The organism is Amycolatopsis orientalis DSM 43388, assembly GCF_000411975.1.
Lineage (GTDB): Bacteria > Actinomycetota > Actinomycetes > Mycobacteriales > Pseudonocardiaceae > Amycolatopsis > Amycolatopsis orientalis_D.
On the sequence record NZ_ASXG01000170.1, the window covers coordinates 45,735 to 70,530 of the forward strand.

The following is a 24,796-nucleotide window of genomic DNA, read 5'->3' on the forward strand; positions in this document are numbered from 1 at the left end:
ACCGGGGGTCATGCGGCATCCCTGCCGGTGCCGCCGCCCTTGCCGCCGGCGCGGGCGTGCCGGTCCTCTTGCCGTCCGTCGCGCACTGCACCCTCCACCTCGCCGGTCTCTGACGCGAGCGGGTCCGGCGAGCCCAGCAGCTGCTCGTCGGCGAGCCCGACCTCGAGTTCCGCCTGGAGTTCGAAGTCGTGTTCCAGCTCGTCGTCCTCCGGTGGGGCGGGGACGTACGGTTTGGCCTCGTCCTCGCGGGGTGCCGCGAGTTCGCTGCCTGCCTTGCCGCGCGCGTCGGGCGAGCCCGGGGTGGTGTCCATGGCCGCGCGCAACGCGTCGAGATGGGGGCCGGAGAAGTCGACGCGGATGCGTTCCACGCCGCCGGCTCCGTCGCCGAAGATGAACTGCCGGGGCTCCATGTCGCGTTCGAGCCCGCGCTGGGCGCCGGGACGGCGGCCGAGCGCGGCGACGACCTGCTCGTAGCCCACGCCGACCGGCACCTTCAGCAGCCGCAGCGCGTCGGCCTGCGCGTCGTCGTCGTCCAGCCGTCCGACGAACACCGAGTCCAGCAGCGCCACGAAACCCTGGATCTTCAGGAAGTCCGCCGGGATCTGCGAGGACAGCAGCACCCGGACGTTCCACTTCCGCGAGTCGCGGGCGAACCGGTTCATCAGCACGCGCCCGGTCGGCACCTCGGACAGGAAGAACGCCTCGTCGATCCAGACGCCCTTGCGCAGTTCCTTCGGCTTCTCGTACACCGACCGCTGGGTCAGCCACGCGGCGAGGTTCAGCATTTCCACGCCGAGCGATTCGGCGTCGGTCCAGTATTCGCGCGGCACGCCGTCCTTCGGCAGGGTCAGCCCCGCCATGGTGAGCACGGTCATCCGGTCGTCGCGGGTCTCGGAGTACGGGTCCGCGTCGGTTTCCGGGATCAGCAGCGCCATCCGCTCGCGCATCTCGTCCAGGAAGTCCGCGACCACGACCGCGTGCTCGTGGTGCTCGCTCGAATCCCGCCGCAGCGCGTCGATGACCTGGCCCGGGTCGGCGTCGAACCGGCCGCCGACCGCGCGCACCGCGCGCAGCAGCACGATCCGGGTCTGCGCCATCCGCGACACCTCGTACGGCAGCACGCCGGTCAGCACGTCGAGCACGAGCCGCCGCCGGGTCGCCCCGGCCAGCGCCTTTTCGCGCCGCCACGAGCGTTCCGGGTCCTCCTCGTCCATGAAGTGCTCGATCAGCGGATCGGCGACCACGCGGTACGGGTTGAGAATGCCCGGCTGGGCGTTGAGCAGGTTGATCGGCCGCGCGTACGGCCGGATCTCCGGCAGCTCGCACAGCCGCGACAGCGGGCCGGACGGGTCGAGGATCGTCCAGTGCGCCCCGGCCCGCAGCGTCTTGTAGACGATGCCGCCGCCGAGGAACGACTTGCCGCCGCCGAGCCCGGCGACCATCGCGGTGAGGCCGGATCCGTCACGGATCTCCTGTGCCATCCACGGGTCCCAGGCCACTGGCCGCCGCGTCGCGGTGACCGTTTCGCCGAGCAGGATGCCGCGCCGGTCGCCGACCTCCGCGGTCGCGGTGGGCACCGCCGAAGCCGTCCACACCACCGAGCCGCGGCGCATGTACGCGCCTGAGGCCAGCGGCTCGCCCGGGATGAACTCGCGGGCCATCGCGTACTGCGCTTCCGGGTGCTCGATGGCGATCTTCGGCTTGTACAGATCGAGCAGCTGCTGGGCCAGCCGCAGCGCGTCGCGCTCAGTCGGGCCGGACACCGCGAGCCGCCACCACGACCGCACGCGCGTGGCCAGCGCGGTGAAGCCCGACGTCATCTCGTCGTCGATCTCCAGCACCCGGCCGGCTTGCCGGGCCAGCGACTGCGGCGGCTCCAGCTCGTGCTCGTCGGTGTAGTGCTTGACCTGCGAGCGGACCTTGTTCATCTGCCGCTGCAGTTCGCCGGACACCTCTTCCGGTCGCCGCACGTAGATCCGCGCGGACACCTCGACCGCCGCCGGCAGCCGGTCCGCGTGCTGGATCCACGGGTCGTCGACCTCGGGGATCTGCAGGCCGTGCATCTGGCCGACGGTGAGCACCGCGAGATGCCGCGAGACCCCGGCGTTGGAGCCGGTGCGGCCGCGCACGGTGACCGTGGGCGCGTACGGCTCGGCGTGGAAATCCGCCGCGTCGGTGAAGCTGGCGAGGTCCTCGGGCTCCCACGCCGCGCCGGGCACCGCGGGCATGTTCCGCGGCGCGGGCAGGCCCAGCGAGCACGAGCGGTGCATCAGCCAGGACATCTCCTCGGCGTGCACCGGCCGGCCTTCCAGGCCGGCGCTGCCGATGACCTGGTCGAGGTGCTCGATCTCGGAGTCGAGCGCGGCCAGCTCGGCGTCGACCGCCTCGGGAAGGATCCGGCGCAGCACCGGCGCGGCGCGTTCGACCGCGCGGTCCACCATGCGCCGGGTCTGCACCTGGACGCCGAGGTAGACCTCTTTTTCCGCCATCGAGCGGCCCATCAGCTGCTGCTGCTCGCCGATCAGGTAGTCGTCGAACGACAGCGCGCCCGGCACGTCGTTCGGCCGCCCGACCGCGTTGTGCACGTGCGCCTCGGCCCACATCCGGATCGGGTACGGCCGGTTGGTGACGCGCAGGTGCAGCCATCGGCCCTGCAGTTCGGCGTACTGGCCCGCGATGGCCGCGATCAGGTCGCGGCGCTGCGAATCGGAACGGAACGACCAGCGCTGCGGCGCGAGCCGGTACCAGGCGTACACCTCGTACCCGGTCCGCAGCAGATGCCCGTCGATGCTCCGCGCGGCGATCGACGGCGTGTACGCCGGGATCGCCTGCTCACCGGGCAGCCTGCGGCCCTTGCCGCCGGACTTCGTGCCGCCGGACGGCGGACGGCCCTGCGGCGGCGCGTTCCACGCACCGGCAGGGACGTCTTGCTCCCGCTTCCCTCGGCTTCCGCCGCGACCGAACAACGACTACCTCCCGGCCCGAGCCGCGGGGCGGCTCCGGCGCGCTCGTGGTGCTCCCTGTTTCCCGGCACTCGTGCCGGCTCCGCGACGCGGGTCGCGGTGCTGGTACTGCCGCCTTCTCTTGTGCTTCGGCAGCGGGCGCTCCGCCCGCACCCGGACCCGGCTGGCGCTCACCGCGCCGCCCTCGCCCGAGGTCCGTTCCCTCGGCGTGCGCAGTTCCTGGCCCATCATCGCGATCACGGCGCCGAGCGGGCGCTCGTGGCTGATCTTGGCGGTGATCAGCCGGGTGATCACGATCGTGGCCACGAACGCCCACGCCGTGGAGAAGAACCCGAAACTCCAGCCGAGCCACCGCTCCACGGTGAGCACGACCAGGAAGACCGGAATGCCGACGAGCCATGCCACGTATCGGGCTCGCCAGGGAAAAGTCGCCTTCGGCGGGCCGAGCCAGACGGCATCGACCCGGTACACCTCGTCATCGGTCCTGATCCGCACGCCTGCTCCGCCTCAGCCGGTGAACAGGCCGGCGATCCACTGGCCCACGTTCACGCCCGCGCCGCTGACCGCGAGACCGATGATCGCGAGCGCGATGACCACGCCGGCGAGCCGCCGCATGACGCCCGCGTTGTCGCCCTTGCCGCCGCCGAGCCACAGCAGGAGCAGAGCCACCGCGAGCAGCACGAGCGGGATGATGTTGTCGAGCATCCAGGTCCGGACGTTGCCGGTGCTGATCCCTTCGGCCACAAAAGTCTCGAGGGCGGTCATGCTGGTCATCGCGATACTCCCGGTGCACGGCGGACGCCGCGCTGTTCTGGCTTCGGCGAAGCTACGAACACCATCATGGCGTTACAAGGGGTAATGGTCAAAGCGCGCTGCGTAGATGTCGGTCGATGTCGACTTGTGGTCAATGGGCGGGTACTGCGGTCCGACGGTCAGGATTCCTCGCCCTCCATCATCGTGGCAAGGGTGCTCCGGAATAACCCAAGCCACCCGGATTGCGCAGTCTTCCGGCGGTGCGGCTCCGCAAAACGCGCGGCGCTCACTCTCGGTGCGCTCCGGACCGGCGTGTCGGGCAGGGACCAGTGTGGCATGCCCCGATCGGCGTTCCGCCGCGAGTCCGGTGAGTGACAACCGGGGCGGAAAACAATCCGGAATTGATCACTCTCCGATGCGATAACGGTCACCATCACGTCCGATGTGCGCATTTGTTCACTACAAAGCGTGATCCCGGGCAGTTCCCGGCCGTTTCTCCGATCAGGCCCGGAAGGCCGCGCTCGGGATCGCGCCGGCCTCGATCACCCGGCGGCTGAGCGGAGCGCACAGCTGCTCCAGCCGAGCCGTCTTCTCCTCGCCGAGGTGCTGCCACGGGCCCTGTGCCGCCGCGTTCGTCGCGGCCTCGACGCGTTCGCGCAGTTCCAGCCCGCGCTCGGTGAGCGCGCCGTCCGCGCCGAGGAGTCCGTCGACGGTCAGCCGCGCCGCGGCCGCGTCCCACTCCTCGTCGCTCCAGCCGCGGGTGCGCTTGGCGGTGTCCGGCGGGGTTCCGTTACTGGTCGCGCTGTGCGTGACCAGGGCTTCGAGGCCGGGCAGACCGTTCGTGGTCAGGGCCGCGACGTGCCCGTCGCCGCGGTGCTCGCGCAGCAGCGTGACCGCGTGCCAGAGCGCGAGGTGCGGCTGTTCGGGCCATGGCAGGTCCGCGTGAGCGGCGTAGAGCGGGCGTCCTTCCGGACGGCAGCCTTCGGTGGCTTCCTGGGCGAGCGCCGCGGCTTCGGCGACCTCCGCGGACGCGAGCGTCTCGTCGCCGAACAGCCGGCGGTAGATCTCGTCGACGGCGGCGAGCCGGGCTTCCAGCACGGTCTCCGGGGAGGCGATGGTCCAGACCCGCGGGACGAAGTGGGCGATCAGGCTCGGGCTGAAGCTGTAGAAGGCGGCGGTGACCGTGCCCGCTCCGACCTGGCCCATCGCCGCGGCACGGCTGGCGAAGTAGGTCATCGATCCCGGTTTGAGCCCGGCGGCGGCGAGCCGCTGCTGGGTCTCCGGGGCGAAGTAGACCGGGGCGTGCAGTGCGTCGAAGGTGGTCCGGAAGGCGACAGCGGCGGCGACGGCTTGACCCATGCGCCCGATCGTAGCGATCGGGCGGACGAGCTGGCATGTAAGCCGGATCCTGTTCCCGGGCCGCCTCGCGGCGGACCGGGCGACGGTCATCCATCTCGGCCTGCCGTCGCCGGCAGGCTCCAGCGGCCTACCCGCAGGCATCGGACGGGCCGCCCTCGATCGCCTGCGCAGGAGCGGTGCTCCCTCTTGGCCTTGCTCCGGGTGGGGTTTACCGAGCCATCCCGGTCACCCGGGATGCTGGTGGTCTCTTACACCACCGTTTCACCCTTACCCCCGTCGGGAGACGGGGGCGGTCTGTTTTCTGTGGCACTGTCCCGCGGGTCGCCCCGGGTTGCCGTTAGCAACCACCCTGCCCTGCGGAGTCCGGACTTTCCTCGGACCGGGAGAACCCGGGCCGCGACCGTCCTGCCAGCTCGTCCGCCGAAACAGCGTACCCGGAGCGGCCCGGCGGAGTTCAGGCGAGTTGCCCCCTTCCCGGCTCGGCGAGCCGGGCCGGGGCGGCACAAAGCCGGCACATTCCATCGCGTGGACGCGCGTTGACCCCCTTCCGGCCCGCTGTTTCACTCCCGGCCATGACCGCATCGCAACCGCAGGAACCGCTGAAATTCGCTTACTGGGTCCCGAATGTGAGCGGCGGCCTGGTCACCAGCGACATCGAGCAGCGCACCGATTGGAGCTACGAGTACAACCGCGAACTGGCCGTGCTCGCCGAGAACAACGGCTTCGACTACGCGCTGACCCAGGTCCGCTACACCGCCAGCTACGGTGCCGCCTACCAGCACGAATCCACGGGTTTCAGCCTGGCGCTGCTGCTCGCGACACAGCGGCTGAAGGTCATCGCGGCCGTCCACCCTGGACTGTGGCAGCCCGGCGTGCTCGCGAAATTCATCGCCAGCGCGGACGTCATCTCCGGCGGACGGGCCGCGGTGAACGTGGTCAGCGGCTGGTTCAAAGACGAATTCACCGGACTTGGGCAGCCTTGGCTCGAACACGACGAGCGCTACCGCCGCTCCGAAGAATTCATCCGCGTGCTCAAGGAATTGTGGACCGACGACCACGCCGAGTTCCGCGGCGACTTCTACCGGATCCACGATTTCGACATCAAACCCAAGCCGGTCGCCGGTCCCGGACGGCCGCATCCGGAGGTCTTCCAGGGCGGCAACTCCACCGCGGCGCGCAAGCTGGCCGGTCGGGTTTCGGACTGGTATTTCAGCAACGGCAAGGATTTCGCCGGGTTCAGCGAGCAGGTCGACGAGGTGCGCGGGTACGCCGCGGAAAACGACCATGCGGTGCGGTTCGGGCTCAACGGGTTCGTGATCGCCCGCGAGACCGAGGCGCAGGCGCGCGAGGTGCTGCGGGAGATCGTGGCGAAGGCGAACGTGCCCGCCGTCGAAGGATTCCGCTCGGCGGTCGCGCAGGCCGGGAAGTCCACTTCGGACGCCAAGGGCATGTGGGCGGATTCGGAGTTCGCGGACCTGGTGCAGTACAACGACGGGTTCCGGACCGGGCTGATCGGCACGCCGGAGCAGATCGCGGACCGGGCGATCGAGTACAAAAAGCGCGGCGCGAACCTGTTGCTGCTCGGGTTCCTGCACTACCTGGAGGACGTCGAGCACTTCGGCCGGGAAGTGCTGCCGGTGATCCGGGAGAAGGAGCGGGTGCTGGACCGCGGCGCCGGAGTACCGGAACCGGCGGGGATCTGATCCGCCGCGGCGGCTAGCGTTCGGGGGTGAACGGTCCCCTGTCGCTGCTGCTTCTGGCCGGAACGCTGTGGTTCGCCATGGCGCGTCCGCGAGGTCTCCCGGAAGCCGTCTTCGCGGTCCCCGCCGCCGGTGTCGTCCTCGCGCTCGGCCTGACTTCGCCGCACGAAGCAGGCGAACGGGTCGTCCAGATGCTGCCGACAATGGGCTTTCTCGCGGCGATCCTGCTGGTCAGCCACCTGGCCGCGGCCGAAGGCGTCTTCACCTGGCTGGGCGCCGAGCTGGCCGAGATCTGCCGCGGACGGCCACCCCGGCTTCTGCTGCTCACCTTCGCCGCGGCCGCGATCGTCACCGCCGTCCTCAGTCTCGACGCCACGGTCGTCCTGCTGACCCCGGTTGTGCTCGCCACCGCGGCGGAACTGAAGCTCACCGCGCGTCCGCACGTCTACGCGTGCGCGCACCTGGCGAACTCGGCGTCCACGCTCTTCCCCGTCTCCAACCTGACGAACCTGCTCGCCTTCACCGCGTCCGGCCTCACCTTCGCCGGTTTCACCGCGCTGATGGCGTTGCCGTGGCTCGTCACGCTCGCCGTCGAACTCGCCGCGTTCGCCTGGTTCTTCCGCAAGGATCTCCGCGAACCGGCCAGTGTCCGCCAGCCTTCGCACCGGGAAGCGCCGGTCTTCACCCTCATCGTGCTGGCGATCATGCTGGTCGGCTTCGCGACCGGGCAGCTCGTGCACGTCGAACCGGTCTGGATCGCCGCGCTGACCGCGGTCGTCCTGGCCGCGAAAGCGTTGGCGGAGCGGAAGATTCGGCCTTGGCAGGTGATCACCGAAGCATCGCCGCTGCTGGTCCTCTTCGTGCTCGCCCTCGCCGTGGTGGTCGAGGCGGTCGACGAACACGTCCTCGGCGGCCTGCTGCGCACCATCCTGCCGACGACGGCCGGGCTCCCGGAACTGCTGCTCGCCGCGGCCGTCGCAGCGATGCTGGCGAACGTCGTCAACAACCTGCCCGCGACGCTGATCCTGCTGTCGGTCCTCGGCCCGCACCCGAACCAGGGCGTGCTGCTCGCCGTACTGCTGGGCGTGAACATCGGCCCGAACGCGACGTACCTGGGCTCGCTCGCGACCCTGCTGTGGCGCCGGGTGGTGGTCCGGCATGGACAGCATCCGCCGGTGGGCGAGTTCCTGCGCCTCGGCACGCTCACGACGCCGCTGTCACTGGCGGCGGCGACCTGCGCGCTCTGGCTGGTGACTTAGCCGCGCGGAGGGATCGTGCTCCCCCGCAACAACGTCGGACCACAGTCGTCGAGACCGTCCCCGAAGCGCTGCGCTTCGACATCCATCATGGTCACCTGCGCGTAGTGCCGAACCGCCGCGAGTTTCGCCGGGTCGGTTACCGCGTCCTTGCGGACGAAGTCTCCCTGGCGTTTGCCCGGGCCGGGGTACACCAGGATCGGGACGTAATCCCGGTCGATGCGCGGGTCGACGCTGATCCCGTTGCCGTCCGCCCACGGGCCCCACGAGTGGATGAAGGTCGGCTTCACCGTGTCGAACACGTAGTTGCGCAGGCCTTCGATGTCTTCCTTGTGCGTCAGGTCCGCGATCGGCGCGTTGACCAGGCCGGCCATGTCCACCAGTTCGAGCCGGCTGGTCATCGACGAGCCGCCGAGGTCCGGCAGGAGCAGCGACGCGTGCTGGAGGCCCAGCATGTCCGCATAGGTGTTGAAGCCGCGGCCAAAGCGGTCGGCGATCAGGCACGCGGGCACGGTCGGGTTCTTGACGAATTCCTCGTCGTGGTTCACGAAGCCGATCGCCGACGGGACTGACGCGGCCACGAGCACCAGCACCACGACCGCGCGCCACTGCACCTTCGCCAGCGAACGCAGCAGCTCCGCGACGGCCATCACGCCGCACAGCGTGCCGAGCACCCACACCGGCGTCGCGAAGCGGTACTGCGCCATCCAGTCCGGGACCATCACGCCGTACGCGATCACGCCGAGCACGAGCGGGGTGACCAGGCCGATCAGCGGACGCCGCCACGGGGCCTTGACCAGCGCCCACACCACCGCGGCGACCAGCACGAGCGTCAGCGCGATGCCGAGGTACTCGACCAGCTGGTGCGGCCGGATGATCGAGCCGAACGTCGGCAGGCCCTGCTTCTTGGCGACCGACGGGTTGGCCAGCAGCCGGTGGAACTCCGTGTAGCGCCAGACGACGTAGCCGCCGAACAGCACGGCGAACGCCGCGATGGACACCAGCGCGGACCGGAAGCTCGGCCAGAACCCCTCGCGCTTGACGCCGAACAGCAGCACGATCGGGTAAGCGCTGGCGTAGATCAGGCCCTCCGGCCGGGTCAGCGCGGCCGCGGCGACCAGCACGCCGGCGCCGATCGCGACCTTGAACGACAGCGAGTTTCCCTTGCGCAGCGCGGTGAACAGCAGCGCGGCCAGCGCGGTGGTGAAGAACGCGAACAGCGAGTTCTCGAGGCCGGAGACCACCCAGATGACGAACGACGGGATCGCCGCCAGCCCGAGGCCGGTGGCCAGCGTGATCGCCCACGCGTGCCGGCGGAACACCTGCCGGGCCACCAGGTGGCACAGCACCAGGATGCCCGCGGCGAAGAACAGGCCGAGCAGCTTGGGGAACAGCACGTAGTCCGGGATGCCGAACAGCAGGCCCTTGTCGAACAGCCCGACGACCTTGCCCAGCGCGAGCAGGATCATCCAGGTCGGGTCGGAGAAACCCTCCACCGGCGGCGCGCCGGGGGCGAGCACCGGGCCGAGGCCTTCGGCGACGCTGCGCGAGTAGGAGAACGTGATGGCCGCGTCGTCGACGATCCAGTGGCCGTAGCGGGTGGCGTGCCAGGCGACCGCGGCCACGCCGGCCAGCACGGCCAGCGTCGACGCCAGCCAGCTGAACTTGAACCGCGCCGGCGGGTCGGTCGGCTCTTCCCCCGGCAGGTCGGGCTCGGATACTGCGGTGAGTGCGCTAGCCGTCATGTCCTCGTCACTGTTTCCACTTGCGGATTCTGCCGAAGAAACGCACGAGCCTGCGCCCCCCTTGAAGTCCCGGCCGGGACCTGCGCCGCGGCGCCGCGGTCGACACCGCACTTTAGCCAATACCTCATCCGGGCCGTTTCACGCGTCGTCCCCGAGCGTGATCCACCTCACAAATGCACTGGTCAGGGCAGGTGCGAAATGTCGTTGACCAGCCGGACCGAGGCGTTGCCGTCCGGATAGAACTCGACGATCGACAGCGACGCCAGGTCCAGGTGCAGCCGGAACAGCAGCGACGGCCCGGCGTCGAGCCCCATCCGCAGCAGCGTCTTGATCGGCGTCACGTGGCTGACCACGACGACCGTGCGCCCGTCGTAGCGCTCGATGAGGTCGCGGCGGGCCTTGCCGACCCGTTCGTGGACCGCGTCGAAGCTCTCGCCGCCCGGCGGCGGGCACGACGAATCGCTCAGCCAGCAGCGGTGCAGTTCCGGGTCCCGCTGGGCGGCTTCGCCGAAGGTGAGGCCCTCCCATTCGCCGAAGTCGGTCTCGATGAGCCCGGGATGCGTCTCGACCCGGCCGCCGAGCGCGTCGGCGACCGCCTGCGCGGTCTGCTTGGTGCGGATCAGCGGCGACGAGACGATCGGAGCCGGTTCGCCGTCCTCGCCGACCAGCCCGGGCATCGCGGCGAGCCGTTTGGCGGCCGCGGCGGCCTGGCCCCGGCCGTGCTCGGTGAGCGGGACGTCGCCGCGCCCGGAGTAGCGGCGGTCGACCGACATCTCGGTCTGGCCGTGCCGCAGCAGGAGCAGTTTGGTGGGCGTGCCGCGGGCTCCGGTCCAGCCCGCCGGGGACACCCGGTCCGGCTCGGCGGCCTTCGCCTTCGGCCGCGCCTCGGCGACCGGGGCGGGCGAGGTGGCGCCGGACCCGGCGCTGTCCATCGCGACGTTCGCCAGCCGGTCCGCGTGCGCGTTCTCCGCGCGCGGGATCCAGGTGTAGCTGACCCGTGCGAAGCCCGCCGCGATCTCGCGCGCCTGCGCGGCGAGCGGCTGCAAGGCGGCGTGCTTGATCTTCCAGCGTCCGGACATCTGCTCGACCACGAGCTTCGAATCCATCCGGACGTCCACAATGGACACCCCGAGTTCGGCGGCCGCGGCGAGCCCGGCGACGAGCCCGGAGTACTCCGCGACGTTGTTCGTAGCGATGCCGAGGTACTCGTGCCGCTCCGCGAGCACCTCGCCGGTCGCCGCGTCCTTCACGACCGCGCCGTAGCCCGCCGGGCCGGGGTTGCCCCGCGACCCGCCGTCGGCTTCGACGATCGCCCGTTCGGTCACAGGCCCGACTCCAGCGTGCGGACCAGGATCGCGCCGCAGTTGTCGCACTGCACGACGCTGTCCTCGGCCGCCGCCTTGATCTCGGCGATGGTGTTGCGGTCGAGTTCGAGCTGGCAGGCGCCGCAGCGGCGGGCGCGCAGCAGCGCCGCGCCGATGCCCTTGTGCTCGTGGACGCGGGTGTACAGCTTGAGCAGCGGTTCCGGGAAGCGCGGCAGCAGCTTCGCGCGGTCCTCCTTGCGCCGGGCCTCGGTGGTGTCGAGGTCCTTGAACGCCTCGTCGCGCCGGGCTTGCGCGGCCCGCACTTCCTGCTCCGCCTTCTCGACCTCGGCGCTGGTGCGCTGCGCGTCCAGGCCCAGTGCCTCGCGCTGTTCCATCAGCTCCAGCAGGTCGTCCTCGAGCGCGCCCTTGCGGCGGCCGAGCGTCTGCAGTTCGTGCTCGATGTCGGTCATCTGCTTGGCCCCGACCGACCCAGACTCCATCAGCTTGCGGTCGCGGTCCTCGCGCGCCCGCACCGATTCGACCTCTTTCTCCTGCCGGGCGATCTCCCGGTCGAGGTCGGACGTCGCGGTCTCGACGGACACGAGAGCGTCGCGTTTCTCCCGGGCGGTCTTCTCCCCGGCCTCGATCTCGGCGAGCTCGGGCAGAGTGCGGCGGCGGTGCGCGACGCGCGAAAGCTCGGCGTCCACCTTCGCGAGTTCGAGCAGCTGACGCTGGACGGCGGGGTCGGCCTTCACTGTGCTCCCTGATTTAGTTACTGGGCGGTAGCGCGGATGGTCCACGGGTCGGTGCACCGCGTGGAGACGTGAGCTTCGACGGTACCCGCAAAGGCCGCGCCGACAAGGGCCGAGGCCTGTCCGCACCACGGCCACTCGCTGGCCCAGTGCGTCAGGCCGACCAGCGCGGGCGCGGTGGCCGCCGCGGCGAGGTGCTCGCCGGCCGGGTGGTGGCGCAGGTCCGCGGTCACGTACGCGTCGACGCCCTCGGCCGTCGCCTTCGCGAGATACGAGTCGCCCGCGCCGCCGGACACCGCGACGGTCCGGATCAGCCGGTCCGCGGCGCCCGCGCCGAGCACGCCGGGCACCGTGGCCGGCAACGCGTCGGCGACCCGCTGGACGAACTGCGCGAACGGCTCGGCCTCGGGCAGGTGGCCGATCCGGCCGATTCCGGTGGCGCCGCCCGGTTCGTGCGGGTCGAGCGGCCGGTCGACCTCCAGGCCGATCGCCTGCGCGAGCGCGTCGGACACGCCGGGGTCGGCCGAGTCGGCGTTGGTGTGCGCGCAGTAGAGCGCGATGCCGCCGCGGATCATGCGGTGCACCAGCGAGCCCTTGGCGGTGTCGGCGGGGACGCCGTGCACGCCGCGCAGCAGCAGCGGGTGATGAGCGACGATCAGCTGCGCGCCGATCTCCTCGGCTTCGGCGAGCGTCTCCTCGACCGGGTCGACGCAGAACAGCACGCGGTCGACGTTCTCGGCCGGGTCTCCGCAGACCAGCCCGACCGCGTCCCAGCTTTCCGCCAGCCGGGGCGGGTAACTGCGTTCGAGGACAGCGATGATCTCGGCTAAGGCAGGCACCTGGGGATCCTCGCACGACTGCTCTGGAACACTGCTGACCATGCCCAAGCTGGTGTTTGTGTGTTCCGGGAACATCTGCCGCTCCCCGATGGCGGAGCTGGTCTTCCGCAAGAAGCTCGCCGACGCGGGGCTCGCGGACGCCGTGCAGGTGTCCAGCGCGGGCACCGGTCCGTGGCACGTGGGCGAAGCGGCCGACCGGCGGGCGCGCGCCACGCTGAAGGCGCACGGCTACCCCACCGAGCACATCGCGGCCGAGGTCAGCGAAGAGGACCTCGAAGCCGACCTGCTGCTCGCCGCCGACGAGAGCCACCTGGGCTTCCTGCAGTCCCGCGTCGCGGACCCTTCGCGGGTGCGGCTGCTGCGTTCGTTCGACCCGTCCGCTCCGGAAGGCGCCGAGGTGCCGGACCCGTATTACGGCGGCGACGACGGTTTCGAGGACGTGCTCGGGATGATCGAGCGGAGCGTGCCGGGACTGCTGAAGTGGGTCCGCGAACAGGCGTGACGTCCGGTCCGCGTGCGCGCACGGAACGCGACGGCCTACCGTAGAGGGGTGCGGTTGCGGTTTCTGCTCCGGCCGGGATGGCTGGCGTTGACAGTGGTGGTGTTCACCTTCGCCATCTGCTGTTACACGTTGCTGGCCCCGTGGCAGTTCCGCCGCGACAACGAGCAGGTCACCCAGAACAACGCGCTGACCACGTCGTTCACCGCGAAGCCCGCGCCCGCGGCCCAGCTGCTGCCGCCCGGGACGAAGCCGGACAAGAACACCGAGTGGCACCTCGTGTCGATCACCGGCACGTACCTGCCTTCGGCCGAGGTGGTCGCGCGGCTGCGCACTGTGCAGGGCGAAGGCGCGTACGAAGTTCTCACCCCGCTTCGCGCTACTGACGGCACTGTGTACCTCATCGACCGCGGCTATGTGGGGCTCAGCAGCAATTCCGGTGTGCTCCCGTACGCAGCCGCGCCGGGCGGACAGGTGACGGTCGTCGCGCGCGTGCGAAGCGACGAGACCGACCCGAAGAACCGCGAAGCGTTCGCCGACGCGTCGACGAACGGCAAGCTGCAGAGCTACACCGTTGACTCGCGCGTGGTGGCGAAGGCTTCTGGCCTCACCATCCGGCCGGGGTACTTCCAGCTCGACGCGAACCAGCCCGGCGTGCTCAGCCCGCTGCCGCTGCCGCAGCTGGAGTCGGGGCCGTACTTCTCGTACGCGCTGCAGTGGCTGGCGTTCGGCACGATGGCGTTGCTGGGCTGGCTGTACTTCACGATCCGCGAACTGCGTCCGGGCGGTGCGCTGACGACCGAGCGCCCGCAGCGCGGCCGGCGCAAGTCCGTCGCGGAGATGCTCGCCGAAGACGAGGACGAGTACTCGCCGACCGCCTGAGTGGCCTGGTCAATTCTTCGAAAGTTGGCCCTTTGTCGGGGCCACTTCCCGTGGCGATACTGACCGCATGCTGATCCATCCCTGGGACGCCGCCGACGAGAACGAATGGCGGGAATGGCTCGCCGGACACGATTTCGGCGAACTGGTCGCCGGCGGCCGCGGCCGTGATCTGCCCGTGGTCGTGCCGACGCACTTCGTCTTCGACGGCGACGCGACCGTGCGGCTGCACCTCGCCCGGCCGAACCCGGTGTGGCCGCTGCTGGAGGAACACCCGCGCGCGCTGCTGACGGTGACCGGCGATTACACCTACATCCGCTCGGACTGGAACACCGCCGAGGATCCCGCGCTCGGCGTGCCGACTTCGTACTATGCGAGCGTGCAGCTGGCCTGCGACGTCCGGCTCGTCGACGATCCCGAGGAGAAGGCCGCGCTGCTGAACCGCCAGCTGGCCCATTTCGAACCCGACGGCAAGCGCACCCCGGTGTCCGCTGTGGACGCTCCGGACCGGCGGCTGCTGCCCGGGATTCGCGGCGTCGAGCTGACCGTGACCGACGTGCGGGCGAAGTTCAAGTACGGCGGGAACAAGAAATCCGAAGACCGGCAGCGGATCAAGGCTCATCTGTCCGAACGCGACGGTTACGGCGACGCGGCCGCGGTGGCGCACCTGAAACCCTGACGGCTCAAGGGGTTCGGCGACGGACTCCGGACAGCAGCGCCACGAGCACCGACGTACCGGCGGCCAGCCAACCGACCACTCGGGACAGCTCCACCGCGCGCGTCACGTGCCCGGCGTCCGGATTCCGCCCGACCCCGAGCACCGGCAGCTCCACGACCCCGTGCGGATACTCGGTCCGCCCGCCGACCCGGATCTCCAACGCGCCGGCGAAAGCCGCCTCGACCCGGCCGGCGTTCGGGCTCGGATGCGCGATCGTGTCCCTCCGCCAGGCCCGCCACGCGCCGCCCGCGGAACCGCCGACCACCGGCGCGCCCGCGACAGTCAACGCGGCCGCGACCCGGGTCGGCAGGAGGTGCACGAGTTCGTCCAGCCGGTCGATCACCCAGTGCCCGGGAAGCAGCCGCCGGAGCACGCCGACAGTCCGCGCCGCGAGCAACCCGGGCACGCCCGCGACCGCGCCCCACAGCAACGGGGTGACGACCACTTCGGACGTGTTCTCGGCCAGAGTTTCCACGGACGCACGGGAAAGCCCGATCGTGCCGAGCCCGTCGGTCACGCGCGGGTCCAGTTCGGACAGTGTGCCGCGCGCCGGGTCGAGACGGCCTTCCTCGAGATCGCGGGCCAGTTCCGTCCCCTGCGTGGCCAGCCCGGCCGCGCCGACGACCGCCCAGGTCGCGACTGCCGTCGTGGTCGCCTGCAGGACGGGACTGCGCCGGCCGGCGCGCTCGGCCAGCACTCCGGCGGCGACGGCCGCGCCCGCGATGCCCAAGCCCGCCGTGCGGCGCGGGCCGGCGGCGGCGACCACCCGGCGGAAGGCGGTGACCGGCGGCCGTCGCCGCGGATCGCCGAGTGCCCCGTCTGCGGCCAAACCGAGAATCAAGCCGATCGCGCGCGCCGCGCTCACCTGTAGCCCCCCGAACGTGGACGATTCAGCCGCCGAGATTACTCGACACCGCGGCGGCGATTTCGTCGCGTGCCTGCTCCACGATGTCGCGCATCGCGCGTTCGGCGCGCTCCGCGTCGGCGAGGTCGATCGCCTCGGCGACTTCGACGTGCAGCGCGACTGCCTCGGGCTGCGGTTCCTCCGGCATCAGGCCGTGCCCGGTGCGGCCGGCGAGCACTTCGGCGACCACGGAGGACAACTGCGCGAACATCGGATTCCGCGACGCGGACAGCAGCAAATCGTGGAATGCGACGTCGTGGCCGAGGAAAGCGTCGAGGTCGCGGGCCCGCGCTGTCCGCTGGAGGTGCACCGCCAGCGCGCGCAGCCGTCCGCGTTCCTCCGGGGTCGCCCGGAGCGCGGCGAACCGGGCGGCGCACGGTTCGACGGCCGAGCGCAGTTCGGTCAGCGTGCGCAGCGCGGCGGCCCGGTCCGCGCCGTCGAGCTGCCAGCGGATCAGCCTCGGGTCATAGTGGTTCCACTCGGCCGGCTCGCGGACGGTGACCCCGACGCGGCGGCGGCTGCTGGTCAACCCCATCGTCTCGAGGACCCGCACGACCTCGCGGGCCACTGTCCGCGAAGCCCCGTACCGCTCCTGCAGCTCCTCCGAGCGCAGCACCGCGCCCGGCGCCAGCTCGCCGCTCGCGATGGCCGCGCCGAGCTCGTCGAGCATGTCCTCGTGCCGATCAGTCCCCACCAGCTCAACTTAACGCTCTGACTCGATTAAGTACTACTTCTTCTTGATTAAGTAGTACTTTTGAGTTTGACTCTCCAGGGCACAAAGACGTGGGAGGTGCGCATGACGGTCATCGTGGTGATGGGCGTATCGGGCTCGGGCAAGACGACGGTCGGCACGGCGCTCGCGAAGGAACTCGGGACCGTCTACGCCGAAGCGGACACCTTCCACCCGCGAGCGAACATCGAGAAGATGACCGCCGGGCACCCGCTGAACGACGAGGACCGGGCCCCGTGGCTCGCCGCGATCGCGGAGTGGATCGGCAAGCACCACGAAGACGGCGCGGTGGTCAGTTCGTCCGCGCTGAAGCGGCGCTACCGCGACGTGCTGCGCGGCGGCGGGGACGTGTGGTTCCTGCACCTGCACGGCTCGCGCGAACTCCTGGCCGAGCGGATGAAGACCCGCAGCGGCCACTTCATGCCGGTCTCGCTGCTCGATTCCCAGCTCGCCGACCTCGAACCGCTGGAAGCGGACGAGCCAGGAGCGACCTTCGACATCACCCTCCCGCCCGCCGACCTCGTCGCGTCGGCGCTGAAAGCGTTCCAGGAGCGCGCATGACCATCCTCGCCGCCGGCTGGACCGGCCACGACACCCGCCTGATCCTCGCCACGGTGCTGGCCATCGCCGTGATCGTGGTGCTGATCAGCAAGGTCAAACTGCATCCGCTGCTCGCGCTCACACTGGGCTCCGGCGCGCTCGGCCTGGTCGCCGGAATGCCGGTCGACAAACTGCTGAAGAGCTTCACGAACGGCGTCGGCAGCACCGTCGCGTCCGTCGGGGTGCTGATCGCTTTCGGCGCGATGCTGGGCAAACTGCTCGCCGACTCCGGCGGCGCGGACCGGATCGTGGACACCGTGCTCGGCCGGGTCCGCGGGCCCGGGCTGCCGTGGGCGATGGCGCTCGTGGCCGCGCTGATCGGGTTGCCGATGTTCTTCGAAATCGGCCTCGTGATGCTGATCCCGGTGGTGCTGCTGGTCGCCAAGCGCAGCGGGAAACCGGTGCTGCTGCTGGGGATTCCCGCGCTGGCCGGGCTGTCGGTGCTGCACGGCCTGATCCCGCCGCACCCCGGCCCGCTGGCCGCCGCCGGTTCGCTGAACGCCAACGTCGGCCTCACCCTGGGCCTCGGGCTGCTGGTCGGCCTTCCCACGGTGATCATCGCCGGTCCGTTGTTCGGCCGCCTCGCCGCCAAGATGGTGCCCGACGCCGCGCCGCCCGCCCGGCTGGTTCCGGAGTCCGAGAGCACCGACGAAAAGCACCGCCCGAGCTTTGTCGCCACGCTGTCCACGGTGCTGCTGCCGGTGGTCCTGATGCTGGCCAAGGCCCTCGCGGACATCTTGGCGGGCAAGGGGAACCCGGCCCGCCGCGTCCTGGACTTCATCGGCGACCCGCTCGTCGCGCTCCTGCTGGCGGTGCTGGTCGGCATGGTCGTGCTGGGCCGCCCGGCACGGCTGAACCGGGAACGGCTGTCGTCGATCATCGGCGATTCCCTCGGCCCGATCGCCGGGATCGTGCTGATCGTGGCCGCCGGCGGCGGGTTCAAGCAGACCCTCGTGGACGCCGGGGTCGGCGACGTGATCACCAACCTCTCCAAGGGCGCGCACCTGTCCCCGCTGCTGCTCGGCTGGCTGGTCGCGGTGGCGATCCGCCTGGCGACGGGTTCGGCGACGGTCGCGACGGTCTCCGCGGCGGGCATCGTGGCCCCGCTGGCCGCGACGCTGGACCCGACGCACAACGCGCTGCTGGTGCTGGCCATCGGCGCCGGATCGCTCTTCTTCTCGCACCTGAACGACGCCGGGTTCTGGCTGGTCAAGGAGTACTTCGGGATGTCGGTCGGCCAGACGCTGAAGAGCTGGTCGGTGATGGAAACGGTGATCTCGGTGGTGGCGATCGCGTTGATCCTGCCGCTGGGCGCGTTGCTTTAGCGCTCTTCTCCGGCCGCTGGGCTCCGCTCGCGTGGAGCCCAGCGGCCGTTCTTCCGGTTGACATGTGACCTTTTGGTCACCTATCCTCGGCGTGTGCCCGACGAGGACCTGGTTTTCAAGGCTCTGGCGGATCCGACCCGCCGGTTCCTGCTCGACCTGCTCTACGAGCGCGACGGCCGCACGCTCACCGAGCTGGAGTCCGAAGTGGACATGACCCGGTTCGGGGTGATGAAGCACCTCAAGCTGCTCGAGGAGGCCGAGCTGGTCACCTCGCGCAAGGAGGGGCGGGAGAAACGGCATTTCCTGAACCCGGTCCCGATCCGCCAGATCCACGACCGCTGGATCGACAAGTACACCGCACACCACACCTCGGCATTGCTGGACCTCAAGGCCCAGCTCGAAGCCGAAGAAACCTTGAAGGAGCCCGGAAAATGAGCGACACCACGACCGTGCAGGTCCACCGCGTCTACATCAAGGCCACCCCGCAGGCGGTGTGGGACGCCATCACCAAGCCGGAATGGACCGCGAAGTACGGCTACACCGGCCTGGCCGAGTTCGACCTCAAGCGCGGCGGCAAGCACCGCACCAAGCCGACCCAGGAGTTCATCGACTCCGGTTTCACCAGCGATCTCGTCAACGGCGAAGTGCTCGAGGTCGATCCGCCGCGCAAACTGGTGATCACGTGGAAACTGCAGATGGACCCGAGCCTCGTCGCCGAGCCGTACACCACGCTCACCTACGACATCGAGGAAACGCAGACCGCGGGCACCCGGCTCACCGTCACCCACGACGTCACCGGCGCGCCGAACCACGCGGCACTGGTGTCCGGTCAGCACGAGGACATCAACGCCGGCCCGGGCGAGAACGCGGGCGGCGGCTGGGCGTGGGTCCTGTCCGACCTGAAGTCCGTTTTGGAGACGGGCAAGAACCTCACGGCCTGAGGCGAGGGTGGGGTGGCCGCCTCGGCAGCCACCCCACGGTCATGCTCGTTGCGTCGCGGCTTTCAATGCCGCCTTCGCGGAGTCAGCTGCCCCGATCTTGTCCAAACCGAACAGTGCGGCCCCGACCACCGGGTTCACTTCCACCACGCGCACCTGCGCGCGCGGGGCCACCTTCAGACACCGCCGTTCGATGTCCGCGATCACCGACGCGCTCACGCCGGTCAGCACGCCGCCGCCGAGGATGACCTCGGGGGCTGACGTCGTGAGGTCCAGGCGGCGCATGATCGCGGCGACCAGCAGGCTCACTTCCTCGGCGAACCGGGTCACCACGTCTTGCGCGACCTCGTCGCCGGACGCGGCCACTTCGAACAGCAGCGGGCAGAGTCCGTGGATCGAGGCCGCGTCGATCTCCTCGAAATGCAGGCCCTGCACCACATCCAGCAGGGTCGAGGCACCGTAGTACTCCGCGACCGCCGATTCCAGCGCAGTCCGCGGACCGCGGCCGTCCTCCGCGCGGACGGCCCACCACAGCGCTTCCTCGCCCAGCCGGTAACCGCCGCCCCAGTCGCCGGACACCTTGCCCAGCGCGGGAAACCGATACGACCGGCCGTCCGGGGCGAAGCCCGCGCCGTTGATGCCCGCACCGCACACCACTGCTACCCCGGTTCCGTCGGAGCTTCCGGCGCGCAACAAGGCGAGCACGTCGTTTCCGACGTCCAAAGTGGAACTCCAGCCGCGCCCGGACAACGCCTTGTGCAGCGCCGCTTCTTCCCGGGGGAAGTCAAGGCCGGCCAGATAAGCCGAGGTGTGCACGGCGAACGGCGGTTCGGTCGGCAATCCGCCGGAGCGAAGGGCTTCCTGGACGAACTCTTCCAATGCGGCAACGCATCCGTCGACCCCGACGCGCTGGGGAGAAACGCCGGGGCCGCGGGACGCGCCGAGCACGACACCGTCCCGCGAAACCACCAGCACTTCGGTCTTGCTGTTCCCCCCGTCGATCGCGACGACGGCGTCGCTCATGCCCGCGCCCAGGGAAGGAAATCGCGGTTGCGTGCGACGAGTTCGTCCGCGAGCCGGTCCGCCTTCGCGTACTGGCCGACCAGCGGGTGCGCGAGCAGGGCGTCCGCGACCCGGTCCCGGCCGCCCTTGATCGCGGCATCCAATGCCAGGTACTCGTAGGCCGTCACTCCGCCGATCAGCCCGGCGAACCGCGGGTCGACCGGGGACTGCGGGATCGGCGTCGCGCCGGATGAATCCACAGTGGACGAAACCTCGATCACCGCGTCGTCCGGAAGGAAATCGAACGTGCCGTTGTTGCGGACGTTCACCACGTGTTCCTCGGCGGCGCCACCGGAGGTGAGCGCGTGCACGAGCTGCACCGCCGCCTCCGAGTAGTACGCGCCGCCGCGCTTCTCCAGCGACTCCGGCTTGGTGACCTGCTCCGGGTCGAGGTAGATCTTCAGAAGTTCTTCCTCGACGTCGCTGACCACCTCGGCCCGCGGACGCTCGGTCTGCTGCTTCGCGACCTGCGCGTCGTGCGAGTAGTAATACTTGAGGTAGTACGACGGCACGGCTTGCATCCGCTGCATCCACTCGACCGGCACGCTGACCTCTTCGCCGAGGTATTCCGCGTGCTGGGCCAGGAGTTCCGGCAGCCGGTCGACCCCGTCGACCAGGACGCCGCGCTCCCAGCTCAGGTGATTAAGTCCGGTGTGGACCAGCTTGACGTCCCCGGTGGAAGCGCCGAGCAGCTTCGCGAACTTGCGCTGCAGGTTGATCGCGACGTTGCACAGGCCGACCGCCCGGTGCCCCTCCTGCAACAGCGCGCGCGTCACGATGCCGACCGGGTTGGTGAAGTTGACGATCCAGGTGTCGTCGCCGGCCACCTTGCGCACGCGTTCGGCGATGTCGAGCACCACCGGCACCGTGCGCAGCGCCTTCGCCAGGCCACCCGCGCCGGTGGTCTCCTGGCCGACGCAACCGCACAGGTGCGGGAAGGTCTCGTCCGAAGCGCGCGCTTTCTGCCCGCCGACGCGCAGCTGGATCAGGACCGCCGACGCGCCGTCGACGCCCTCCTCCAGGTTCGCCGTGATGCGCACGCGGGCCGAATGTCCCGCGTGGTCCAGCAGCCGCTGGCTGAACTCCCCGACCGCCTCGACCCGGTAGGCGTCCGGGTCGATCAGCACGATCTCGTCGACGTCGAGCGAGGCCCGCCTTCCGGCGATGCCGTCGATCAGCTCCGGCGTGTAGGTGGACCCACCGCCGACCACTGCCAGTTTCATCCCTTGACTCCCGTGAACGTGATGCCCTTGACGAACGATTTCTGCGCGAACACGAACAGCACGATCACCGGCAGCATGATCAGCGCGGTGGCGGCCATCGTGAGGTTCCATTCGACGTGGTGCATGCCTCGGAAGGACGCGATCGCCAGTGAAAGCGGCCAGTTGTCTTTGTTCTCGCCCGTGTAGAGCAACGGGCCGAAATAGTCGTTCCAGGTGAACAGGAAGCAGAACATCGCGGTGGCCGCGATCCCCGGCTTCGCCATCGGAATCAGCACCCGGGTGAGCACCCGGAACTCGTTGCAGCCGTCGATCTTCGCCGCCTCCAGGTAGTCCTTCGGAATGGTGAGGAAGAACTGCCGCAGCAAGAAGATGGAGAAGGCGTCGAAGAAGAAGTACGGCACGATGAGCGGCACCAAAGTGCCGGTGAACCCGAGCCGCACCCACAGGTCGTACAGCGGTACGACGGTGACCTGCGGCGGCAGCATCATCGCGACGACCACGAGCATGAAGCACAGGTTCTGCCCGCGCCACCGCAGTTTCGCCAGCCCGTACGCCGCCGGGATCGCCGAGACCAGCGCCCCGACCGTCGCCAGCGCCGAGTACAGCAGGCTGTTGCCGAAGTACTCCAACAGCGGCGCTTTCTGGAACACCTCGACGAAGTTCTCGAAATGCCATTCGGTCGGCCACAGGCTGGACGTCATCGCCTGATCGCTCTTCATCACCGAAGTGAGGAAGACGAACAGCAACGGCAGCATGAAGAGCACGCCGAGTGCGATGCCGACCGCGTGCGTGGCCACAAAGGACAGCTTCTTGTCCCAGCGCCGCTTGAACTTCTCCCGCGGATGCACCGGAGCAGCCGGACGCGGTGGCGCCGAAAGCGTCGTCATGCCCCATCCTCCTGATGTTGGGTCTTGCGCATCTGCCGCACCAGAATCCAGGTGAAGCCAGCGGAGACCAGGAACAGCAGCACCGCCATCGCGGCCGCGTAACCCATGTTGAAGTACCGGAAACCCTGGACGTACAACCAGATCGGATAGGTCAGCGTCGAATTTTCCGGCGCACCGATCAGCTTCGAGTTCCCGGCGACGTCCGCCGTGCCCGCGGAAGCCGAAGCGGCGACGATCGCCTGGGTGAAGAACTGCAGTGCGTAGATCATCGAGTTGACCACGCCGAACAACAGCACTGGGGAGATCGACGGCAGCGTCACGTGCCAAAACCGGCGCACCGGACCGGCCCCGTCGAGTTCCGCGGCTTCGTACTGCTCGGCCGGCACGTCCAGCAACGCGGCCAGGATGATGATCATCAGCTCGCCGGAACCCCACAGTGCGAGCAGGGTCAGCGCGGGCTTCGACATTTCCGGGCTGTTGAACCACAATCCGCCGTCAATGCCCACGAGCCGCAGGAACCGGTTCACCGGACCGAATTCCGGGTTGAACACGAAGACGAACGCGAGCGTCGCGGCCGCCGGCGGGGCCAGCGCGGGCAGATAGCAGAGCGTGCGGACGAGGCCGACGCCCGACTTCAACCGCGAGATCACCGACGCCACGCCGAGCGAGAACAGCACCCGGCAGACGGTCAGGATGATCACCAGCCACAACGTGTTGTACGCGGCGGTTTTCACCAGCGGCTCGCTGGTGAACATGCGCACGTAGTTGTCGAACCCGATCCACTGTGGAGGGTTGATCAGGTCGTAGCGGGTGAACGAGTAGAACAGCGTCGCGCCGAGCGGGTAGGCGAAGAAGACGAGGAACCCGAGGGTAGCCGGCGCCATGAACCAGAACACCGTGCGCCGGCGCTTGGCCCGGGGAGACCCCCGCCGCGCCTGGTTCGACACGGCAGGGGTTCCGGTTTCCGCTGTGGTCAGCGTGGTCATCCGCCGGCGCCCTTCTGCGCCAGTTCGTCGTCGATCTGCGCGTCGACCTTCTTCAGGCCCGCGTCCAGGTCGGGCACCGAGCCGGCCTGCCACTTCTCGGCGAAGTCGTTGACCGCCTTCAGGAACGCGTCGCCGATCGGCGTGGTCGGGTTGGCGACCAGCTTGCCGCTGTTGTAGATGTCGGTGAAGGTCTTGAACTGCGGCGGCATCTTCAGGTTCGGCGAGTTCAGCGAATCCTTGGTGCTGGGCACGTTGTTCAGGCCGTTGGCCATCTCGACGAGGGTGTCGGTGTCGAGCGTGGCCTGCTTGATCAGCTCCCACGCCGCGCCGGGGTTCTTCGCGCCCTTCGGGATCGCGATGATCGTGCCGGTGCCGAACCCGCCGCCGTACTGGCCGGCCAGGCTGTCGAGCACCGGAGCCGGCGCGGTGCCGTAGTCGAGCGAGGGCGCCTGGTCCTTGATGAAGGCGGTGCGGAACTCGCCGTCGTAGATCATCGACAGCTTGCCGGTCTGGAACCCGTTGTCCTTCGAGTACTCGTCACCGAGGCCGGCCTTGAACTTCTCGACCTTCTCGTGCCCGCCGTAGAAGTCGATGAGCTTCTTCTGGAACTGGAACATCTCCTTCCAGCCGGGGCTGGAAGAGAGCGACGATTTCCCGTCCGGGCCGAGGAACTTGGCCCCGAAGTTGGGTGCCCAGTACTGCGCCTGGTTGGCGTAGAACGGCATCGACGGCAGGAAACCCGCGGTCTTGATCGAACCGTCCGGGTTGAACTCGGTGAGTTTCTTGACGTCCTCGAACAGTTCGGTGGTGTTCTTCGGCGGGCCGGCGATGCCCTTGGCCGCGAACTGCGCCTTGTTGTAGAAGAACCCGTACACGTCGGCGAGCATCGGCATCGCGCACCGCTTGCCCTGGTACGACGTGTAGTCCCGGACTGCCTGCGGGATCTGCTCGAGGTCGATCTTGTCGCGCTCGATATAGGGCTTCAGGTCCTGAAAACTGCCGGTGGAGCACCACGCGCCGAGGTTGTCGGTGTAGAACGAGATGGCGACGTCCGGCGGGTTGCCGCCGCGGATCGACTGGGTGAGCTTGTCGTCGTCCTGGTTCCCCTCGTGCTTGATGGTGATGTTGGGGAACTTCGCCTTGAGCTTCTCCAGCGCCTTCGTGACCACGCCGTACTCGCGGTCGGTGAACTTGCTGTAGACGGTGATGGTGAGCTTGTCGTCCTTGTTCGGCGGGGCCGCGGCCTCGCCGCCGCCGGCGGGCGCGGCGGCGCCGCACGCGGCGGTCGCCAGCAGCGTGCTCGCCGCGACGGCGCTGAGCAGCAGAGATCCGCGCTTGCGCGCGAGTCTCCGGAGGCGGGTGGGAGCGGACATG

24 protein-coding genes and 1 other RNA gene are annotated in these 24,796 nt (G+C 69.6%); 9 read left to right on the forward strand and 16 right to left on the reverse strand.

The window, feature by feature from the left end:
* Positions 1-8 precede the first annotated feature (8 nt).
* The 5 genes from L942_RS35585 to rnpB form a co-directional block, all read right to left on the reverse strand.
* A complete protein-coding gene (locus L942_RS35585; protein ID WP_037368777.1) occupies positions 9-2,966 on the reverse strand; it encodes an ATP-binding protein in 2,958 nt (985 codons plus the stop codon).
* 3 nt (positions 2,967-2,969) lie between these two features.
* A complete protein-coding gene (locus L942_RS35590) occupies positions 2,970-3,458 on the reverse strand; it encodes a hypothetical protein (RefSeq protein ID WP_037368780.1) in 489 nt (162 codons plus the stop codon).
* Positions 3,459-3,470: 12 nt separating this feature from the next.
* On the reverse strand, positions 3,471-3,737 hold the full coding sequence (locus tag L942_RS35595) for a hypothetical protein (protein WP_037368782.1): 267 nt from the start codon (positions 3,735-3,737) through the stop codon (positions 3,471-3,473).
* A gap of 480 nt (positions 3,738-4,217) precedes the next feature.
* Positions 4,218-5,075, reverse strand: a complete 858-nt coding sequence (locus tag L942_RS35600; protein WP_037368786.1) for an SCO6745 family protein — start codon at positions 5,073-5,075, stop codon at positions 4,218-4,220.
* 22 nt (positions 5,076-5,097) lie between these two features.
* Positions 5,098-5,491: RNase P RNA component class A (gene rnpB, locus L942_RS42345), an RNA gene on the reverse strand.
* A gap of 156 nt (positions 5,492-5,647) precedes the next feature.
* On the opposite strand from rnpB, the gene sfnG reads away from it, so the two are divergent.
* Both sfnG and L942_RS35610 read left to right on the forward strand, forming a co-directional pair.
* Entirely contained in the window at positions 5,648-6,778 is a 1,131-nt protein-coding gene (sfnG, locus tag L942_RS35605; protein WP_037368788.1) for a dimethylsulfone monooxygenase SfnG, read from the forward strand.
* A 77-nt stretch (positions 6,779-6,855) separates the two neighbouring features.
* Positions 6,856-8,034 (forward strand): SLC13 family permease, encoded by a 1,179-nt coding sequence (locus tag L942_RS35610; RefSeq protein ID WP_051166487.1) that lies wholly within the window; start codon positions 6,856-6,858, stop codon positions 8,032-8,034.
* On the opposite strand, the gene L942_RS35615 is transcribed toward L942_RS35610, so the two are convergent.
* From L942_RS35615 to L942_RS35630, 4 genes are all read right to left on the reverse strand, one after another.
* Positions 8,031-9,776, reverse strand: a complete 1,746-nt coding sequence (locus L942_RS35615; protein WP_037368792.1) for a hypothetical protein — start codon at positions 9,774-9,776, stop codon at positions 8,031-8,033. The two genes, L942_RS35610 and L942_RS35615, sit on opposite strands and share 4 nt — an antisense overlap.
* 182 nt (positions 9,777-9,958) lie before the next feature.
* Positions 9,959-11,101: a bifunctional RNase H/acid phosphatase gene (locus L942_RS35620; RefSeq protein ID WP_037368793.1), complete on the reverse strand. Its 1,143-nt coding sequence runs from the start codon at positions 11,099-11,101 to the stop codon at positions 9,959-9,961.
* Complete coding sequence (locus tag L942_RS35625; protein WP_037368795.1) at positions 11,098-11,835, reverse strand: zinc ribbon domain-containing protein; 738 nt, start codon at positions 11,833-11,835, stop codon at positions 11,098-11,100. Before L942_RS35625 ends, L942_RS35620 begins: the two co-directional genes overlap by 4 nt.
* 17 nt (positions 11,836-11,852) lie before the next feature.
* Positions 11,853-12,671 carry a Nif3-like dinuclear metal center hexameric protein gene (locus L942_RS35630; protein ID WP_037368797.1) on the reverse strand — a complete coding sequence of 273 codons (819 nt, stop codon included), beginning with the start codon at positions 12,669-12,671 and terminating at the stop codon, positions 11,853-11,855.
* Between the two features lie 40 nt (positions 12,672-12,711).
* Between L942_RS35630 and L942_RS35635 the strand changes: the two genes are divergently transcribed.
* The 3 genes from L942_RS35635 to L942_RS35645 all read left to right on the forward strand — a co-directional run bounded on the left by L942_RS35635 (position 12,712) and on the right by L942_RS35645 (position 14,728).
* Positions 12,712-13,173 (forward strand): low molecular weight protein-tyrosine-phosphatase, encoded by a 462-nt coding sequence (locus L942_RS35635; protein ID WP_037368798.1) that lies wholly within the window; start codon positions 12,712-12,714, stop codon positions 13,171-13,173.
* Between the two features lie 48 nt (positions 13,174-13,221).
* A complete protein-coding gene (locus tag L942_RS35640; RefSeq protein ID WP_037368800.1) occupies positions 13,222-14,052 on the forward strand; it encodes an SURF1 family cytochrome oxidase biogenesis protein in 831 nt (276 codons plus the stop codon).
* Between the two features lie 67 nt (positions 14,053-14,119).
* Positions 14,120-14,728, forward strand: coding sequence for an FMN-binding negative transcriptional regulator (locus L942_RS35645; RefSeq protein ID WP_037368801.1), 609 nt, complete (start codon positions 14,120-14,122; stop codon positions 14,726-14,728).
* Positions 14,729-14,732: 4 nt separating this feature from the next.
* Here the strand turns inward: L942_RS35645 and L942_RS35650 are convergent, their stop codons facing one another.
* Together L942_RS35650 and L942_RS35655 are read right to left on the reverse strand one after the other, a co-directional pair.
* Positions 14,733-15,632 carry a cobalamin biosynthesis protein CobD/CbiB gene (locus L942_RS35650; RefSeq protein WP_037368803.1) on the reverse strand — a complete coding sequence of 300 codons (900 nt, stop codon included), beginning with the start codon at positions 15,630-15,632 and terminating at the stop codon, positions 14,733-14,735.
* Positions 15,633-15,657: 25 nt separating this feature from the next.
* Complete coding sequence (locus tag L942_RS35655; protein WP_037368805.1) at positions 15,658-16,341, reverse strand: FadR/GntR family transcriptional regulator; 684 nt, start codon at positions 16,339-16,341, stop codon at positions 15,658-15,660.
* Positions 16,342-16,467: 126 nt separating this feature from the next.
* Here L942_RS35655 and L942_RS35660 point away from each other — a divergent pair, with 126 nt between their 5' ends.
* The 4 genes from L942_RS35660 (at position 16,468) to L942_RS35675 (ending at position 19,267) form a co-directional block, all read left to right on the forward strand.
* Positions 16,468-16,962 carry a gluconokinase gene (locus L942_RS35660; protein ID WP_037368808.1) on the forward strand — a complete coding sequence of 165 codons (495 nt, stop codon included), beginning with the start codon at positions 16,468-16,470 and terminating at the stop codon, positions 16,960-16,962.
* Positions 16,959-18,326 (forward strand): GntT/GntP/DsdX family permease, encoded by a 1,368-nt coding sequence (locus L942_RS35665; protein ID WP_037368810.1) that lies wholly within the window; start codon positions 16,959-16,961, stop codon positions 18,324-18,326. Before L942_RS35660 ends, L942_RS35665 begins: the two co-directional genes overlap by 4 nt.
* 93 nt (positions 18,327-18,419) lie before the next feature.
* Positions 18,420-18,761, forward strand: coding sequence for an ArsR/SmtB family transcription factor (locus L942_RS35670; protein WP_037368812.1), 342 nt, complete (start codon positions 18,420-18,422; stop codon positions 18,759-18,761).
* On the forward strand, positions 18,758-19,267 hold the full coding sequence (locus L942_RS35675; protein ID WP_037368814.1) for an SRPBCC domain-containing protein: 510 nt from the start codon (positions 18,758-18,760) through the stop codon (positions 19,265-19,267). The genes L942_RS35670 and L942_RS35675 overlap by 4 nt, the downstream gene beginning before the upstream one ends.
* Before the next feature lie 39 nt (positions 19,268-19,306).
* Here L942_RS35675 and L942_RS35680 read toward each other — a convergent pair whose 3' ends face one another.
* From L942_RS35680 to L942_RS35700, 5 genes are read right to left on the reverse strand one after another with little or no spacing between them, the layout of a single operon-like run.
* Positions 19,307-20,287, reverse strand: a complete 981-nt coding sequence (locus L942_RS35680; RefSeq protein ID WP_037368816.1) for an N-acetylglucosamine kinase — start codon at positions 20,285-20,287, stop codon at positions 19,307-19,309.
* Positions 20,284-21,549, reverse strand: coding sequence for a 6-phospho-beta-glucosidase (locus L942_RS35685; RefSeq protein WP_037368818.1), 1,266 nt, complete (start codon positions 21,547-21,549; stop codon positions 20,284-20,286). Before L942_RS35685 ends, L942_RS35680 begins: the two co-directional genes overlap by 4 nt.
* Positions 21,546-22,436 (reverse strand): carbohydrate ABC transporter permease, encoded by an 891-nt coding sequence (locus L942_RS35690; RefSeq protein WP_037368820.1) that lies wholly within the window; start codon positions 22,434-22,436, stop codon positions 21,546-21,548. The genes L942_RS35685 and L942_RS35690 overlap by 4 nt, the downstream gene beginning before the upstream one ends.
* Entirely contained in the window at positions 22,433-23,422 is a 990-nt protein-coding gene (locus tag L942_RS35695) for a carbohydrate ABC transporter permease (RefSeq protein WP_037368822.1), read from the reverse strand. Before L942_RS35695 ends, L942_RS35690 begins: the two co-directional genes overlap by 4 nt.
* Positions 23,419-24,795 (reverse strand): extracellular solute-binding protein, encoded by a 1,377-nt coding sequence (locus L942_RS35700; RefSeq protein ID WP_037368824.1) that lies wholly within the window; start codon positions 24,793-24,795, stop codon positions 23,419-23,421. Before L942_RS35700 ends, L942_RS35695 begins: the two co-directional genes overlap by 4 nt.
* Position 24,796 lies beyond the last annotated feature (1 nt).

Bases quoted from the DNA above. Each gene is read 5' to 3' on its own strand.
- L942_RS35595 (WP_037368782.1), bottom strand. From the start codon at position 3,737: ATGACCAGCATGACCGCCCTCGAGACTTTTGTGGCCGAAGGGATCAGC.
- L942_RS35600 (WP_037368786.1), bottom strand. From the start codon at position 5,075: ATGGGTCAAGCCGTCGCCGCCGCTGTCGCCTTCCGGACCACCTTCGAC.
- sfnG (WP_037368788.1), top strand. From the start codon at position 5,648: ATGACCGCATCGCAACCGCAGGAACCGCTGAAATTCGCTTACTGGGTC.
- L942_RS35610 (WP_051166487.1), top strand. From the start codon at position 6,856: ATGGCGCGTCCGCGAGGTCTCCCGGAAGCCGTCTTCGCGGTCCCCGCC.
- L942_RS35615 (WP_037368792.1), bottom strand. From the start codon at position 9,776: ATGACGGCTAGCGCACTCACCGCAGTATCCGAGCCCGACCTGCCGGGG.
- L942_RS35635 (WP_037368798.1), top strand. From the start codon at position 12,712: ATGCCCAAGCTGGTGTTTGTGTGTTCCGGGAACATCTGCCGCTCCCCG.
- L942_RS35645 (WP_037368801.1), top strand. From the start codon at position 14,120: ATGCTGATCCATCCCTGGGACGCCGCCGACGAGAACGAATGGCGGGAA.
- L942_RS35655 (WP_037368805.1), bottom strand. From the start codon at position 16,341: ATGCTCGACGAGCTCGGCGCGGCCATCGCGAGCGGCGAGCTGGCGCCG.
- L942_RS35660 (WP_037368808.1), top strand. From the start codon at position 16,468: ATGACGGTCATCGTGGTGATGGGCGTATCGGGCTCGGGCAAGACGACG.
- L942_RS35665 (WP_037368810.1), top strand. From the start codon at position 16,959: ATGACCATCCTCGCCGCCGGCTGGACCGGCCACGACACCCGCCTGATC.
- L942_RS35675 (WP_037368814.1), top strand. From the start codon at position 18,758: ATGAGCGACACCACGACCGTGCAGGTCCACCGCGTCTACATCAAGGCC.
- L942_RS35680 (WP_037368816.1), bottom strand. From the start codon at position 20,287: ATGAGCGACGCCGTCGTCGCGATCGACGGGGGGAACAGCAAGACCGAA.
- L942_RS35685 (WP_037368818.1), bottom strand. From the start codon at position 21,549: ATGAAACTGGCAGTGGTCGGCGGTGGGTCCACCTACACGCCGGAGCTG.
- L942_RS35690 (WP_037368820.1), bottom strand. From the start codon at position 22,436: ATGACGACGCTTTCGGCGCCACCGCGTCCGGCTGCTCCGGTGCATCCG.
- L942_RS35695 (WP_037368822.1), bottom strand. From the start codon at position 23,422: ATGACCACGCTGACCACAGCGGAAACCGGAACCCCTGCCGTGTCGAAC.
- L942_RS35700 (WP_037368824.1), bottom strand. From the start codon at position 24,795: ATGTCCGCTCCCACCCGCCTCCGGAGACTCGCGCGCAAGCGCGGATCT.